At 62.8% G+C, this 13,745-nt stretch carries 17 protein-coding genes, 1 pseudogene and 1 other annotated feature; of the genes and pseudogenes, 1 reads left to right on the top strand and 17 read right to left on the bottom strand.

Features of this window, described 5'->3' with window-relative positions; all coding sequences use genetic code 11:
• A pseudogene (locus tag A3728_RS23095) lies at positions 1 to 318 on the top strand (hypothetical protein); the annotation flags it as partial.
• 94 nt (positions 319 to 412) lie between these two features.
• On the opposite strand, the gene A3728_RS23860 reads toward A3728_RS23095, so the two are convergent.
• From A3728_RS23860 to A3728_RS11910, 17 genes are all read right to left on the bottom strand, one after another.
• Positions 413 to 535 carry a hypothetical protein gene (locus tag A3728_RS23860; protein WP_269084724.1) on the bottom strand — a complete coding sequence of 41 codons (123 nt, stop codon included), beginning with the start codon at positions 533 to 535 and terminating at the stop codon, positions 413 to 415.
• A gap of 50 nt (positions 536 to 585) precedes the next feature.
• Positions 586 to 1,814 (bottom strand): IS3 family transposase gene (locus A3728_RS11985; RefSeq protein WP_150120763.1). Its coding sequence is split into 2 segments (ribosomal slippage): positions 586 to 1,526 and positions 1,526 to 1,814, totalling 1,230 coding nucleotides; the frame shifts between segments, so codons are not numbered across the junction.
• Positions 1,417 to 1,533: a sequence feature (AL1L pseudoknot), on the bottom strand. Its footprint overlaps the gene before it by 117 nt.
• A gap of 298 nt (positions 1,815 to 2,112) precedes the next feature.
• Positions 2,113 to 3,189 (bottom strand): type IV secretion system protein, encoded by a 1,077-nt coding sequence (locus A3728_RS11975; protein ID WP_067923880.1) that lies wholly within the window; start codon positions 3,187 to 3,189, stop codon positions 2,113 to 2,115.
• Positions 3,190 to 3,201: 12 nt separating this feature from the next.
• Positions 3,202 to 3,612, bottom strand: coding sequence for a hypothetical protein (locus tag A3728_RS11970; protein ID WP_067923877.1), 411 nt, complete (start codon positions 3,610 to 3,612; stop codon positions 3,202 to 3,204).
• On the bottom strand, positions 3,609 to 3,803 hold the full coding sequence (locus A3728_RS11965) for a DUF4177 domain-containing protein (RefSeq protein WP_012187154.1): 195 nt from the start codon (positions 3,801 to 3,803) through the stop codon (positions 3,609 to 3,611). The genes A3728_RS11970 and A3728_RS11965 overlap by 4 nt, the downstream gene beginning before the upstream one ends.
• Positions 3,800 to 4,786 (bottom strand): ATPase, T2SS/T4P/T4SS family, encoded by a 987-nt coding sequence (locus tag A3728_RS11960; protein ID WP_067923875.1) that lies wholly within the window; start codon positions 4,784 to 4,786, stop codon positions 3,800 to 3,802. The genes A3728_RS11965 and A3728_RS11960 overlap by 4 nt, the downstream gene beginning before the upstream one ends.
• Positions 4,787 to 4,790: 4 nt before the next feature.
• Positions 4,791 to 6,170 carry a TrbI/VirB10 family protein gene (locus A3728_RS11955; RefSeq protein WP_067923872.1) on the bottom strand — a complete coding sequence of 460 codons (1,380 nt, stop codon included), beginning with the start codon at positions 6,168 to 6,170 and terminating at the stop codon, positions 4,791 to 4,793.
• The gene (locus A3728_RS11950; RefSeq protein WP_067923869.1) at positions 6,167 to 6,862 is read right to left on the bottom strand and encodes a TrbG/VirB9 family P-type conjugative transfer protein; all 696 of its coding nucleotides are present in this window, start codon (positions 6,860 to 6,862) and stop codon (positions 6,167 to 6,169) included. Before A3728_RS11950 ends, A3728_RS11955 begins: the two co-directional genes overlap by 4 nt.
• A 2-nt stretch (positions 6,863 to 6,864) precedes the next feature.
• Positions 6,865 to 7,518: a virB8 family protein gene (locus A3728_RS11945; protein WP_067923866.1), complete on the bottom strand. Its 654-nt coding sequence runs from the start codon at positions 7,516 to 7,518 to the stop codon at positions 6,865 to 6,867.
• Positions 7,519 to 7,535: 17 nt separating this feature from the next.
• Positions 7,536 to 8,345: a type IV secretion system protein gene (locus A3728_RS11940; RefSeq protein WP_067923901.1), complete on the bottom strand. Its 810-nt coding sequence runs from the start codon at positions 8,343 to 8,345 to the stop codon at positions 7,536 to 7,538.
• Complete coding sequence (locus tag A3728_RS11935; RefSeq protein ID WP_201722140.1) at positions 8,345 to 9,499, bottom strand: lytic transglycosylase domain-containing protein; 1,155 nt, start codon at positions 9,497 to 9,499, stop codon at positions 8,345 to 8,347. Before A3728_RS11935 ends, A3728_RS11940 begins: the two co-directional genes overlap by 1 nt.
• Entirely contained in the window at positions 9,489 to 9,656 is a 168-nt protein-coding gene (locus tag A3728_RS23460; RefSeq protein ID WP_176805116.1) for a hypothetical protein, read from the bottom strand. The genes A3728_RS11935 and A3728_RS23460 overlap by 11 nt, the downstream gene beginning before the upstream one ends.
• Entirely contained in the window at positions 9,653 to 12,028 is a 2,376-nt protein-coding gene (locus tag A3728_RS11930) for a type IV secretion system DNA-binding domain-containing protein (RefSeq protein WP_067923863.1), read from the bottom strand. The genes A3728_RS23460 and A3728_RS11930 overlap by 4 nt, the downstream gene beginning before the upstream one ends.
• The gene (locus A3728_RS11925; RefSeq protein ID WP_067923860.1) at positions 12,018 to 12,296 is read right to left on the bottom strand and encodes a type IV secretion system protein VirB3; all 279 of its coding nucleotides are present in this window, start codon (positions 12,294 to 12,296) and stop codon (positions 12,018 to 12,020) included. Before A3728_RS11925 ends, A3728_RS11930 begins: the two co-directional genes overlap by 11 nt.
• Complete coding sequence (locus A3728_RS11920; RefSeq protein WP_067923895.1) at positions 12,289 to 12,591, bottom strand: TrbC/VirB2 family protein; 303 nt, start codon at positions 12,589 to 12,591, stop codon at positions 12,289 to 12,291. The genes A3728_RS11925 and A3728_RS11920 overlap by 8 nt, the downstream gene beginning before the upstream one ends.
• Positions 12,592 to 12,680: 89 nt before the next feature.
• Entirely contained in the window at positions 12,681 to 13,301 is a 621-nt protein-coding gene (locus A3728_RS11915; RefSeq protein WP_067923858.1) for a lytic transglycosylase domain-containing protein, read from the bottom strand.
• Between the two features lie 43 nt (positions 13,302 to 13,344).
• Positions 13,345 to 13,713 (bottom strand): hypothetical protein, encoded by a 369-nt coding sequence (locus tag A3728_RS11910; RefSeq protein WP_067923892.1) that lies wholly within the window; start codon positions 13,711 to 13,713, stop codon positions 13,345 to 13,347.
• Between the last annotated feature and the right edge of the window lie 32 nt (positions 13,714 to 13,745).

Below are 13,745 nucleotides of genomic sequence, written 5' to 3'. Positions count from 1 at the left end.
GTGGTGGCCTATATCATCCCCTTCGCCTTCGTCCTGAACCCTGCCTTCCTTCTGCAAGGAACCCTGGTCGAGATCGGCGCGGCCATCATCGGCGGCGTGGCTTCGGTCTTCCTGATCTCGGCTGGGCTCGTCGGGTATCTGGCGCGGCGGGTGTCGGTGGTGATGCGGCTGGTCCTGATCGCAATCGGGGTGGCCAGCTTCTTCCTGACCGGCCTGCACCCGGCCTTCGCGCTGCTGCCGCTCGCGGCCATTGTCCTGCTCTATGGGCAACAGAAGCTGATGGGGGGAAGCGCGGCCGGCGCAGTTGTCGGCAGCTAACCCCGGAAACCGGCATCCCGCCCCGGCGGGTTCGCTCAGCGGCGCCCCTCGCAAGTCGGGCGCCGCTTTTGCGTGGCACCTGCGCGCCCGTGCGTCAGGGCGTTGCAAGGATCGCCTCCAGCGTCTCCTCGGGTTCGGTCAGCATCGACAGGTGACTGCCCGCGATCGTCACGATCCGCGCGCCCCGCGCCTCCATCACCGGCACGAAGCGCGTCATCGGCGACGCAATGAACCGCCCCGGGTTTGCCGGAGGCTGATTGTCGTTAGTTACGCGGCCATGTCTTCGGTTTCCAGAGCTGCGTAGAAGTTGGCCTCTGCCTCGGCGGGCGGGATGTTCCCGATAGGTTCGAGGAGGCGGCGATTGTTGAACCAGTCCACCCATTCCAGCGTGGCGAATTCGACGCTCTCGAAGCTGCGCCAAGGGCCGCGCCGATGGATGACTTCAGCCTTGTAGAGGCCGTTGATGGTTTCGGCCAAGGCATTGTCATAACTGTCGCCAACACTGCCAACAGATGGTTCGATGCCGGCCTCGCCCAGCCTTTCGGTGTAGCGAATGGACAGATATTGCGACCCGCGATCGCTGTGATGGACCAAGCCCATGGCCTTCGTCGGTTTGCGGTCATGGACGGCCTGCTCAAGGGCATCCAGGACGAACCCAGTCTGCGCCGAGGCGCTGACGCGCCAGCCAACGATCTTGCGCGCATAGGCGTCGATGACGAAAGCGACATACACGAAGCCCTTCCAGGTGGCGACATAGGTGAAATCGCTGACCCACAGCATGTTGGGCGCCGGGACGCGGAACTCGCGGTTGACCTTGTCCAGCGGGCACGGGACCTTCTTGTCAGGGATCGTTGTCCGATGCGGTTTGCCGCGGATGATGCCCTGAATGTCCATGTCCCGCATGAGCCTCGCCACCGTGCAACGCGCGACATCGAAGCCTTCCCGGACAAGCTGCCGCCAAACCTTGCGGACGCCGTAGACTTTGTAGTTCTCCTCCCAGACACGTTTGATCTCGGGCCGCAGGGCGGCATCACGACGGGCCCGATCCGAAAGCCGCATGGGATCAGCCCGCTTGGCGAGGTGATCATAGTAAGTGGAAGGGGCGATCGGCAGCACCGTGCAGATCGGCTCGACCCCATGCGCATCCTTGTGCGCCTCGATAAAATCCACCATCACTTCGACCGGCGGTCGAGCTCCGCCAGCGCAAAATATGCGCTCGCCTTCCGCAGGATCTCGTTGGCCTGCCGGAGCTCTCGGTTCTCCCGCTCCAGCGCCTTCATCCTCTCGGCCATGTCGCTGGGTATGCCTGCGCGCCTGCCACTGTCGACCTCGGCCTTTTTGGCCCAGTCGTTCAGCGTGTTTGCCGAGCAACCGATCTTCGCTGCGATCGACGTGATCGCCTGCCAGCGAGATCCGTGCTGACCCTCGTTGTCGAGAACCATCCGCACGGCGCGCTCGCGCACTTCGGGGGAAAACTTGTTCGTGGTCTTGCTCATGATGCTCCATCCTACTCAAGAGTTGGAGCCTCCGGCAAACCCGGCGCGGTTCAATCGCATGGCTTGAAGACTTGTTGCTTCCGGCAGGTTTGGAACGGGTCGACGGGCTGCTGCACATTGAGGTTGGAGCTGAGTAGCGAGTTCAATTTCAACCCAAGGTCGTTTAGGACTGTTAGTGGACACGTTTTGTGGCTGCATCGTTCACTTAGCGTGAGTTCGTCCGGAATCGGATCTTGCACCGGTAATGAAAGGCCGCAACGTAACATTGTGATGCAAAATCGAGTAGCCGCTTGGGCCTTCACCGTCGCCCAAGCCGTCCCAATCTAGCCAGCTGCGCCAGCATTTTTGACCCCGAGTCTGCGGATCCTGTGCCGCCTGCGGAACCCGTCTGCCCCATGCCTTGCCTCACGGGCATCTGCTGTACGCCAAAGACTTGGCGCGCTCGGATGGCCGCGTATTCTGCGCCGCTTGCGCCTCCAATTAGGTAGCGGTTGTAGGCCTGCTGGCTTCCCATGGCGGCGCGGGCGAAACTGTATCCGCCACCGAGGCCTCCGGAGAGGGCAGGCATCATGATGTTGCCGGAGATCGCGCGGACGATGAAGGGTGTTGCGATGATGAACCCTTTGGCCATGAGGACCATCATGAAGAAGGGGAGAAGGGCACCAATGTTGGAAGCCCCTTCCGGATCACCCAACTCGCCGATGAGAGCCGAGGCCACCCCGGTGATGGTCGCGAAGACACCTGCGACCACGATCGGGTAGATCGCGAAGGAGATAAGCGCGGATAACCAGCGCGCGAAATAATCCTTGGTGACCTCGAAGAGGGTCAGGAAGATCATCACCGGGGCGATCCCGATCAGGAGCGCGATCATCAGGCGGGAGGCCACGAGGATGAAGGCGGCCAGCCCGCCGAGGATCGAGAGCAGAAGAACACCGACGATGTCGAGCATGGCGCCGGCCATCCAGTTCAGCTCGGACCCGGCAGCGTTCAGATAGTCGCCCAGTTCCGCGATCAGGCGGTCGAATTCTTCGGCGAAGGTGCCTGAGGGGCCAGGGCTGCCGCCGCCGACGGAGGCCACAAGGGCGCCTGCAATACTGTCGATCCCATAGAGAATGGCAGACGAGAAGGCGTTGAACTGCACCCAATTGGTCGCGAATATCCCGATGAGCCCGATCTTGACCGCAAGCCAAAAGGCCGTGTGCCCATCCATGGCCCGGTATTGATAGATCATGTTGATGCCGACGAGGATCACCACCAGCGTTGTCCCCAAAACCAGGAGCGTGCCGACCGTTGCCGCAACCGCACCAAACTGGGTCTCAGCGGCGGTGTCGAGATAGGCTTGGGAGGTTTCAACGACGTAGGTGACGACACTCATCGCGGGACTGCCTTACCAATTGCCTGCGGCGTCGCAGATGGCCTTGGCGGCAGTTCGGGCGGCGTTGGCGCGGCGATTGTAGCCTTCCGAGGCTTCGAGCATTTCCCACCGTTCGTCGCTCGCGTAGCTCTCCCGAAACATCGCCTCGGCCGCGTCCCAGGACGGGAACCGGGTCGCGCAGTCGCAGTTGCCGATCTCGACGACCCGCTCGAGATTCTGGGCGCGATAGATGTCCTGAACCAGAACCCGCTGATAGGCTTGGCGCAGGGGGATCTCCTGCATCCAGATGGGCTCGGCGTGCCGGTCCGAACAGACGTCAAAGCTGCGCTCGAGGGTCGGCACTAGGTTGCGCTCGGCAACGGCGAAGGTAGGCTTCAGGCTTAGGGCCAGCGCGGCCAAGGCGAGGTGCTGCGCCTGCCTCATGCCGTGGCTCCAGCGGGTGTGGTTTCGCGCTTCAGGAAAACGGTGTGCCCGATATTGGCAAATTCCGAAGTGCTGATCGACACCACCTCCCACCCGTCTGCGCCCTTCTCGTTCAGGCTGGCCTGCATGTCGGAGAGGCTGGTCTTGCGGGTCATGGGAAAGGACAGGATATTGTATTCAAACGTCTTCATGGGGAAGTTCCGATCTCGGTTGCGCCGGGGAGGTAGAATTCCGTGATGCCGCGTTTGCCGTCGTGGCGCCCAGCCTGGATGATCACGTCGATGGAATTCTCGATGTATTGGATCATGTCGGCATAGGTCATCGGGATCTCGGTTTTGAGTGCTGCGATCGCGAGCCGCTGGACGGCCAGTTGCGGGGTTTCGGCATGGAGCGTGGTCATGGAGCCGCCATGACCGGTGTTGATCGCCTCGAGGAAGGTCATGGCCTCCTTGCCGCGCACCTCGCCGAGGATGATCCGGTCGGGGCGCATGCGCAGCGTCGCGGTGAGGAGCACATCGGCGGATTGGAATTCCGCGTCGCGATTGGCGATGAGGGTCACGGCATTTGGTTGGGTCGGCAGAAGCTCGGCGGCTTCTTCGATGGTGACGATGCGTTCCTCGGCCGGTACGTGAGAGAGGATCTTGCGCGCGGCGACGGTCTTGCCGGTGGAGGTGCCACCCGAGACGATCATGTTGAGTTTATTCTCGACGCAGAAGGCAAGCGCATCATCGATCAATCCGGCAGCCACCACGGCGCGCAAGGCGCGCTTTTTTTCGACGCGCAGGTCTTCGAGCTTGCGCTCTTTTCCGTAGAGGAAATCGAGTGCGATGCCCTCGAGTGGCAGGCTCGAGAAGAACCGCAGGCTGATCGACATGGCCGAGAGCACGGCGGGCGGGGTGATGACCTGTGCGCGGATCGGGCGTCCCTTGTAGGTGATCGAGACCGAGACGATGGGGCGGTCCTTGCTCATCGTGGTATTGGCAGAGGAGGCGATCTGGTTGCCGAGGTCCCTGACCTGAACGCCCGTCAGCCTTTGATCCAGCGCGCGCATGAAGTGATCGCCCTGGAATTCGCCCCAGCAGGTCCCGTCTGGATTGATGCAGATCTCGATGACATCGTCGCGGGCGGCGGCGTCGATCCTGTCGAGGGAGGTTTCGAGATAGCTCAGCGACATGGCCTCAGAATATCTCCAGATCGCGGTCGACCATGACGGTGACGCGGGCGCCCTGGTCGACATAGATGACGGGGCCGATGGAGAGGTAATCGCCAATGACGCTGTCCGTGGCATCTGCCAGATCATCGCCAACGTCTTCGAGAACGTCGGCGGCAGTCTCATCCTGAACCTCGGAGGCGGCGGCACTTGGCGCGGCCGAGATCAGCGAGATCAGGGCGGCCGACCCGAAACGCTCGGCGAAGCGTGTGTCTATGAGGCCGGTGACGCCAGAACGGCCCAGTTCATCACCTCCGAAGGAGCTGATCTGGACGGTCTGATTGTCAGGCAGGATGATCCGGTCCCAGGCGATCGTGACGCGGCGCTGCGCGATATCGACGCCAGCGCGGTAGCGCCCGATGAGACGCGATCCTCGGGGGATCAAGAGGCCCACGCCATCGACGCTGTAGACATCCTCGGACACCACGGCACGGGTCTGGCCGGGCAGGGAGCTGTCAAGGGCAGTTTCCATGACGGCCTGGATCATGGTGCCCTGTAGAATCGTGTTGGAGGGATTGGCGATCACCTCGGCCTGCGTCACCGTCGAGGGCAGCGCCCCGTTCAGCACGAAATCCGTCACCTCGCCAAAAGTGCGTTCGGTCAGAGCCGTTTCATTCGCTCCGGAGGCACCGCCAAACGCGATGGTGGGCGAGGCGATGCGCCGCTCCTGGAAGGCGCGTTCCTCCGCGGCGCGGCGCTCCAGCTCGGCCATGCGCCGGGCTTCTTCCTCGCGGCGCAGTCGCTCTTGCTCGCGTGCGCGCAGCTCATCTTCCGTGGGGCCCGCTGGGGCGGGTTGCGGTCGGCTGGCCTCGAGTTGGGCCAGTTCCAGATCCATGCGGAGTTGCTCAAGGCTGCGATCCCGCGCCGTCAGTTCGTCCTGAAATCGTTGCTGTGCTGCTTCCGAGGCGGCTTGTAGCGCAGCGATCTGAGCGGTCAGCGCGTCGATCGCCTCTGCGGCGGCGGTGTCTTCCTCGACGACCGGTTCGGGGGCGTTGCGTAATTCCTCGATCTGAGCCTGCAGCGCGGTGATCTGCGCCAGAAGCTCCGCGTTGGGCTCGACTGGATCCGGTCCGACAAACACAACCTCGGGCTCGGGCGGAGGCAAGGTCTCGATAGCGCCAAAGCCGTCCCCCTCGTTTTGGAAGACGTCCGGGGTGGCCGTCGGCAAGGCTTCCTCTTCGTCGGGCTGTGAGAGGAGATAGAGCAGGGCACCACCTGCGCCGATGACGAGGACCACGATCAGCGCGAGAAGGGGCGACCGGCGCTGCGACGCCGTGGGGGCGCGGGCACTGCCTTTCTCAAGGGCGGCGAGGCGTTTTTCCAGCTCGGTGTTCCCGGTATCGCTCATGAGGTGGCCTCCGCGGGCGGGATCGCCTCGATGCAGACCACCTCTTCGCCAAGTCGCAGGACCCATTGGCGGTTCACGCCGCTGACGCGGATCACGCCGTCTTCAGGAGTTTGCGTGTTGACCGTGCGCTCGCGGCCGCCCGCGTAGCGGAAGACCGCGGGCACAGGCGCGTTTCTTGGAAACGCGAAATACGTGAACGTCCCGTCATCCCAGATGCGGGTTGGCGTGAACTCGGTCCGCGCGCTGGCACCGTAGTTGTAGTTCGGCGCTTGGGCGGCGATGGCCCGGGTCGGGCGCGCATCGTCCTCCGGATAGCGGAACTGCACCACATAGAAGGTCGGGCTGCGGACCTCCTCGACGTTGAAATAGTAGCTTCGCCTGTTCGTGTAGACCGTCACATTGGTATGAACGCCGCGCGCGACGGGCTTGATCGCGAAGGCCTGGCCGCCCGGCACGCCATCGATCTCAAACCCTTCCGTGTCGCCTGCGATAATCGAGCGGATGCTTTCGCCCTCGCCGAACTCGATTGTGGTCACATGGGTGAGCGAGACGCTGAGACGGTAGACCTGACCCTCCTGGTAGGTGGCCAAGCGCACCCGGCTGTCGTTGGGACCGCCACGCGGGATGGCTTCGGCAGAGGCGAGGCCGGGCAACAGGGCAATGACAAAAATAAGCGATCTTATAAACAACAACGTCAGTTCTCCAATCTGTCGGAGCGAATGGAATATTCGAGGACGGTGAAGCCGAATGGATTGGTCCAGACCTCGTCGATGGAGCGGCGGGTCTCCGGGCGGAACTCGAAGAGAAGCGTCGCAGTGAAGAGGCCGGTCTGGGTGCCGTTAATGGACGTCAGGCGCTTGCGCAGGCGGACCGTCGTTCGGTTGGTTCCGATCCGGTTGATGCTGAGGATTTCCACGTCGAGCCGAGCATTGGGGCCATAGACCGTCGGCGGGTAATTCTCGTTGGCGCTGTTCCAGATCTGGCGCAGCCCGCTCTCGGCAGCTCCGTCCGAGCGGCGCAGGACGCTGCGGATGCGCAGATCGTTGTCGAGCTGGTTATAGACCTCCCGGTCGGTCACATAGCGGAACACCTCCGCCTCGATGATCGCCTGGTTGGCGGTCACCGAGGAGGCGCCCACCGAGGCTTCGGGGAGTGCAAAGCCGGTGGCGGGATCATAGGGGACAACGACAGGCGGGGGATCGACATCGAGGATCGCGACTGCTGCTGCGCACAGGCAGCCGATGATGCCGAAGACGAGGCCCGTCAGACCAAGGCGTTGCCAAAGCCGTTCGCGGCGCAGGGCACCGTAGACCAGTTCTTCCTCGATGATTTCTTGTTCAGTCGCCACCCGTCATGCCCCCGCGATCAGTCCGCCCGCAGGTCCGGCAGGGTGAAATCCATGAACCGCTGCTCCTCGGCGATAGTGGCGGCATCGATCACGCCGCCGGTGCCATCGCCCACGGTCTGCACCGCTTCGAGCTGCCACATGGCCACTAGCGCGATTGCGAGTTCCGCTGTGACGCGCGTGTTGAGATCGACGCTTTGCTTGAGCTCATCCATGTCGTCGATGAGCCCGACAAGGCGGTCTACCCGCTCAAGCGATTGGCCGGCATCTTCATAGCTGTTCTGGGCGGCGGCTGAGACGAGCGCGCCGGTTGTTGCCTGCGTGGCCACACGGTTGGCCCCGGGATTGCCGCTCGTGGCCATTTCCGAGAGCGTGTCCTCGTCAAAGCCGAGATCGGCCAGCACCCGATCCATCTGGGTTTCGATCTCGCCAGCGCCGGAGCCCGAGAGGCCCGAGAAATCCCCCGTCTTGATGGCCTCAATCGTGGCAAGGATGTCCCCGAACTCCTGGTCGAGAAGACCGTTCAATTCATCTTCCATCTCGGTGCGGATGATTTCGGGCAGTTCGGCGAGGCGGGTGAGCGCCTCATAGGTGCGTTGCAATTCGCCAAGTTGGTCCGTGAGCGTCGCAAGCTGTTCGCGGAGCTGCGTCAGCTGCTCGTTTTGCAGGATCTCGTCCTCGATCATCTGCCGGAGCTGCTGGATGTTTTGCGCGATGTTCTGGGTATCGACAACGGGTACGCCTTGTGCTGCGACAGGGGGTAGGGCGCTGAACTGCAAGCCAATGCCAAGCGTTGTGACCAAAACTGTCCTCAAGAGCAGGTGTCCCATCATTCAATCTCCCTGATCGTAAAATCCATGAACGCGCCTTCGGCCATGCGGGCGCTGGCCTGGGCCAGTTCTTCGGCGGAGAGCACGCGGGTGCGTGCCGCCTGAAGCCGGATGCGTGCAGCGACGAGGCGCACGAGTTCGGCGCGGGCATAGGTGTTGAGCGCGATGCTTTCTTGCACGTCCTCGGTTTCGGAAATCCGTTCGACGATTTCCGCAATACGCAGGGCGGCTTGCCTGATCGCGGCGGGTGAGTTATTGCCATAAAAGGCCGCCCCATGACCCGTGAGCGAGAGGTTGGCATTGGCCAGAAGCGCGGGGTCGATCGTGCCAAGCGCTTCGATCCCGCCGATACGGGTCAAATAGAGGTTATAGCGTTCGGGGATCACCTGGACGTAGTGCTGGGTCTCGCGAAAGGGCGGAACGCCGCCATACTCGAAAACCCGGCCAGGTCCGGCGTTATAGGCCGCGAGGGCGTTGATGATGTTGCCATCGAATGTGTTGAGCTGGGTCGCGAGATAGCGCGCGCCGCCATGCACCTGCAGATAGGGGCTGTCATAGTATTCTGGGTTGATGCCGAGATCGCTGGCGGTGCCCGGCATGATCTGGGTGAGGCCATAGGCGCCGACGGGAGACCGTGCACCGATGGTGAAACGGCTTTCCTGCCAGATCAGCGCTTGCAGCAGCGCGCGCCATTGGACGGGGGAGAGCCCTGCGCGGCCAACACCCGCAAAGCCGCTGGTCTCCTGGGCGACCCGGATGATGAGCTGCTCGATGTTCTCAGACGCATCCCCGAACGTCTGCGCACCGCCGGGATTGGGGTCGATGTCGGCATTGCCATAGACCGCCTCGACTGACCGGGCCGGATCCCCGCTGCCGCTTTCCAGCCCCGAGACCATAGCCGGCAAGCCCTGACCGCCGAAGCTGGTCTGGGCATCGAGGATGCGTTGCAGGGTTTCCAGCTGCTCCCGTTCGATCTCGGCAATGAGTTCGCGCACGGCGAGCTTGTCCGCCTGAACGGCCAAGTCAGCCTTGCGATCGCCAGTCTCGACGATGTCACGCGCGGTCAGCCCACTGTCATTGGTCGGCACGCCTTGAGACAAGGCGAGACCGGGCAGCAGGCAAAGTGCCAGGATATGAGGCAGGCTAGACTTCAACGTCGCCCTCCGGCGCGCCGAGCGGTGCGAAGTGGCAATCTTGGGATGTCGCTGCCGTCGAGGCGAGAAAGGAAAAGCAATTGGCCTGCGGCTCCCGATACTGTGTGCAGGAGGCCAGCGCGCCGAGCGCAGCCAAAGCGATAAGATTACGGATCATGAAAGCCTCCAAAAATCTGGGCGGTCGCGGTAATCGGCGCCAACAAGCGCTTCGCCCTTTTCCATGCCGCCAAGGATCGTGAGACTGGGCCCAAGGGCGCTCAGATCGGCATCGACGACGATCGAGCCCTGATCGTCGCGGATCAGTGCGAGGCGGCTGTTGCTGCCCGTGTTGAGAAGGACGTCGAGCTCCTTCTCCGTGAGGTTCAGCATGGCGTAGTCCGCAGGCTGCGCGCGGATATTGGGCAGCAGGATCTGCGTCGGAACGGCTTCGACGATGGTCTTGCCGGTCCGGGTGCGCTCAAGCTGGCTGGCATATTGCGTCATCATCACGGCGACGGTGTTCTGCTTGCGCGCAGTCACGAGCCAGTTCGACAACCGTTCGGCGAAATATGCGTTGTCGAGCGCCTTCCAGGCCTCGTCGATCACGATGATGGTGGGGCGGCGGTCCTCGATCTCGCGCTCGACCCGGCGGAAAAGATAGGACAGGACCGCCATCCGTTCCTTGTCGGCCTCGCTGTCTAGAATGCCGGTCAGATCGAAGCCCACGACATCGCCCTTGAGCGAGAACGTGTCCTCGAGGCTCTGCCCGAAGATCCAGCCGTAGCGGCCGTCTTCGGTCCACTCGAGCAGGCGCTGGTGCAGATCGCCGCCGTCATCCGTAGACACAAAAAGCGATGCGAAATCCCGCCAGTTCCGCAGGGCCGGATTGGTGGCCTGGGCATTCTGGCGCACGACCTCTTGGATGCGGTTGGTCTGCGCCGGGGTCAGGGGCTTGTCGGCGCGGTAGAGCAGGGTTGTGAGCCAATCCGAGAGCCAGGCGGTGCCGCGCGCATCGGTCTCTGTCCAGAGCGGGTTTAGACCCGTGGGCTGGCCGGCGTTCAGGGAGGCGTAGCGCCCGCCATTGGCGCGCACCGCCATCTCCATGCCAAGACGGTAATCGAAGACGAAGATCCGCGCCCCTGCGCGACGGGCCTGGGTCATCAGGAAGGCGGACAGCACCGATTTGCCCGACCCGGGTCGTCCCATGATCAGGGTATGGCCGCTGGGCGGTTCTTTGTCGGGCGAGCCCTGCTCGTGATAGGAAAACCGGTAGGCGCTCTGCTCCGGCGTGGGCAAATAAGTTACGACCCGGCCCCATGGGGTTTTCGCGGCGGGTTTGCCGAGCTGTGTCCGGTGAAAGGCCGCAAAATCCGCGAAGTTGCGATTGGTGACGGCGCTGGCACGCACGCGCTTGGGCTGGTTGCCGGGATGCTGGCTGAGGTAATGGGCCTTTGCGGCGACCCGCTCACCGATCATCTTCACGCCTTCGGTCGCGGCGGCGTTCACGATTTCGGCGCTGAGCGTCTGCAGCTCTTCGAGCGTTTCGCAGAAAAGCGTCACGACCATATGGTGTTCGCCGAAGCTTTGGCGCTTGGCCTCGAGATCATCGGCGGCGATATCGAGGGCTTCTAGGAGCGAGAGGGCCGCGTCTTGGCTGGCCTGCATCTGGCGCTTTTGCCGTTTGATGCGGCCCGCCATGAGGTTCGAATTGATCGGGGTGAAGGAATGGGTGACGATCATGTCGACCGGTAGGTTCAGCATGTCGAACATGGTGCAGGAGGTGCCTTCCGAGTATTCCCCGATGGTGAAACTCTTGCCGTAGCGATGCCCCACGACGCCCTCGGAAAGCTCGAAATGGTCGCCGTGAAACGTCACGCGGGTATTGGCGACGTTGAAGGACAAAAAGCCGTAGGTGTTGGCCGGGTAGAGCGGCAGCTCGGTGCCCGTGTTGAGCGCGCCCAGAAACCCCACCAATTCCCCCGATGCAGCCGACAGCAGGCGCGGTTTGAGCTCTGCGAGGCCGGACAGGAAGACGTTCACGGCCTCGCCCAGGCGCTGCAGGCGTTTGCGGGTCTCCTCTCTCAGCCGGTCCGGCGCGCTGCGGCTGAGGAACGGCAGGAGGCTTTTCGGGGGTGGGCGGTGAATGACGGTGAGCGTCAGCGTCTTGTCGCGCAGCCCGCTGGTCTCGAGTTTCGCGCGCCAGCGCCGGTCAACCTCGCCTGCGAAGCTGTCCTCACGGATCGGGTCGAGATCAGGTTTGATGGCCTTGGAGACCTTGTGGACGTAATAGCTGAATTCCGGCCCGAGCTGCGCGACGATGCGGGCAAAGAGCGCCGTCACCTTGTCGAGATAGGCATCGTCGGTCGTGTAGCTGTTGATCCCCTCGAGCCGGATGCAGCGGAAGAGTTCGTTCACCCGGGTCCGCACGGTCTGGTCGTCGACGAGGCTCACATAGGGCAGCATATGCGCGAGGCGGGTCTCGCGCGCATACCAGTCTGGCGTCATTGTGCGGGCATCGAGCGCAGCATCACGGGCGTCATCACGGGGCATAGCTGTCCCCGCCATGGATGGACCTGTTGCGCGTGGGCGATGTCTCCTGCAGGGCCGTCATCATTACGTCGATGAAACGCGGGTCCCAATCCGCGGCCTTCCAAAGCACCGGATAGAGCAGGGCGGCGAAACCCAGCACCGCGATGTGCTGGACCCAGACGAACAAGAGCACCGAACCGAAGAGCCAGACCATCGCATACATGATGGGCAGGCCCAGAAGCTTCGGCGGGCGCACGAGCCCAAGAAAGAGGGGCGAGCGTTCAGCCACCGGCAAAGACCGCAGCAACGATCGTCGGGGCAGCCGCGACACCGGCGATGCCGACCAGGACCCAGAGCGCCTGGCGCAGATCAATGATGTTGAAGAACCAGCTCAGGAAAACTCCCAGAACGGCGAGCGTGGCAATGACGACCCCAAGCGGGCCGGTCAGGGCATCGACGATGCCCTGCAACAGGCTTTGGATCGGGGAGAGATCAATGCTTTGTGCGAGGGCCGGTTCTGCGACGAGCAGGAAGAGCGCCAACGAGGCGATAAAGAGGTTTGAAACCCAACTTGTTTGGAAAATTCGGTATCGCCAATGCACTGCCGCGCTGCGCGCTCTCGTGACATTGCCGATAAGTGTTTTGAGGAATGATTTCCAAAAAGGTTGGGACATCATGAATTTGATCCTTCCAATCGGGCCACGACGGCCATGACGCGGGCCACGTGGTTCTGGGTTTCTCGGTAGGGGGGAATGCCACCGTGCTGGCGCACGGCGTCCGGCCCCGCGTTGTAGGCCGCCAGCGCCAGATGCGGATCGCCGAAGCGTTCCAGCATCATCGCGAGGTAACGGGCAGAGCCGTCGAGGTTCTGTTGGGGGTCACGCGGGTCAACGCCCAGATCACGCGCCGTCGCAGGCATCAATTGACCAAGGCCAATAGCACCTGCACTTGAAATCGCATCCTGCCGGTAGGCGCTCTCAACCTCGATATTGGCCCGATAGAGAGCCAGCCAATCCGTGACGGACAGTCCCGCGCGGCGCAAACCGGGATGGCCGGCATAACGCAGGGCTGTTGCCTCGATGCCCAAGAGAACGTCTGCGCGGGGCAGGGGTGCTGGCTGGGCGAGTGCCGCAAACCTCAGCGCGTCAGGTTTGGGCGCTGCTTCCGTCTCACCAAGGATAGCCAAACCATCGGACGCCGATCCCTGACCAACGCCGTCATTGTAGTTCTGGGCAAAACCGCTCTGAGACCGGGATGGGGTCAGAGAGCCGTCGCTATCCATGACCAGGACCATCTGTGCAGAGGCTGGGGCGGCGACCAGCCAGAGACAGACGAGGTTAGTTGCCAGTGCCCTTGTCTGATGGGGCTTTGTCTGGCGGGGCGAATTTGTGCGTACGGCTTGTCCCCGCCTCAAGCGGCAGGTCGACATGCGCAAAGCCAAGGCCAATGAAGAATGACACCACGCCGGAGATCGTCTTGAACTCGCGGATCTTGATATCGTTGTAGGTCGTCCGCGTGCGGGCGGTGACGAGGAGCTTTTCCACGCCCTCGTCAGAGACAACGCGCATGATCCAGACCCCGTAATAGCTGGGGCCTTTCTTATGAGCCGACTCCTGGCACAGGATTTCTGCGCTATAGCCGCTTTCCACGAGTTCGCGGAACCTGGCTTCCGTAACCACATTTGGTGCTTCGATGTCCCAGTTCATGGCCCGGCTCACGCTTTCTCCAATGGCGGGAC

The sequence above is a fragment of the Sulfitobacter sp. HI0040 genome, from assembly GCF_001634885.1.
Taxonomy (GTDB): domain Bacteria; phylum Pseudomonadota; class Alphaproteobacteria; order Rhodobacterales; family Rhodobacteraceae; genus Sulfitobacter.
Note: the sequence above shows the minus strand (reverse complement) of the source record. Positions and strands in the feature narration are given on the sequence as shown.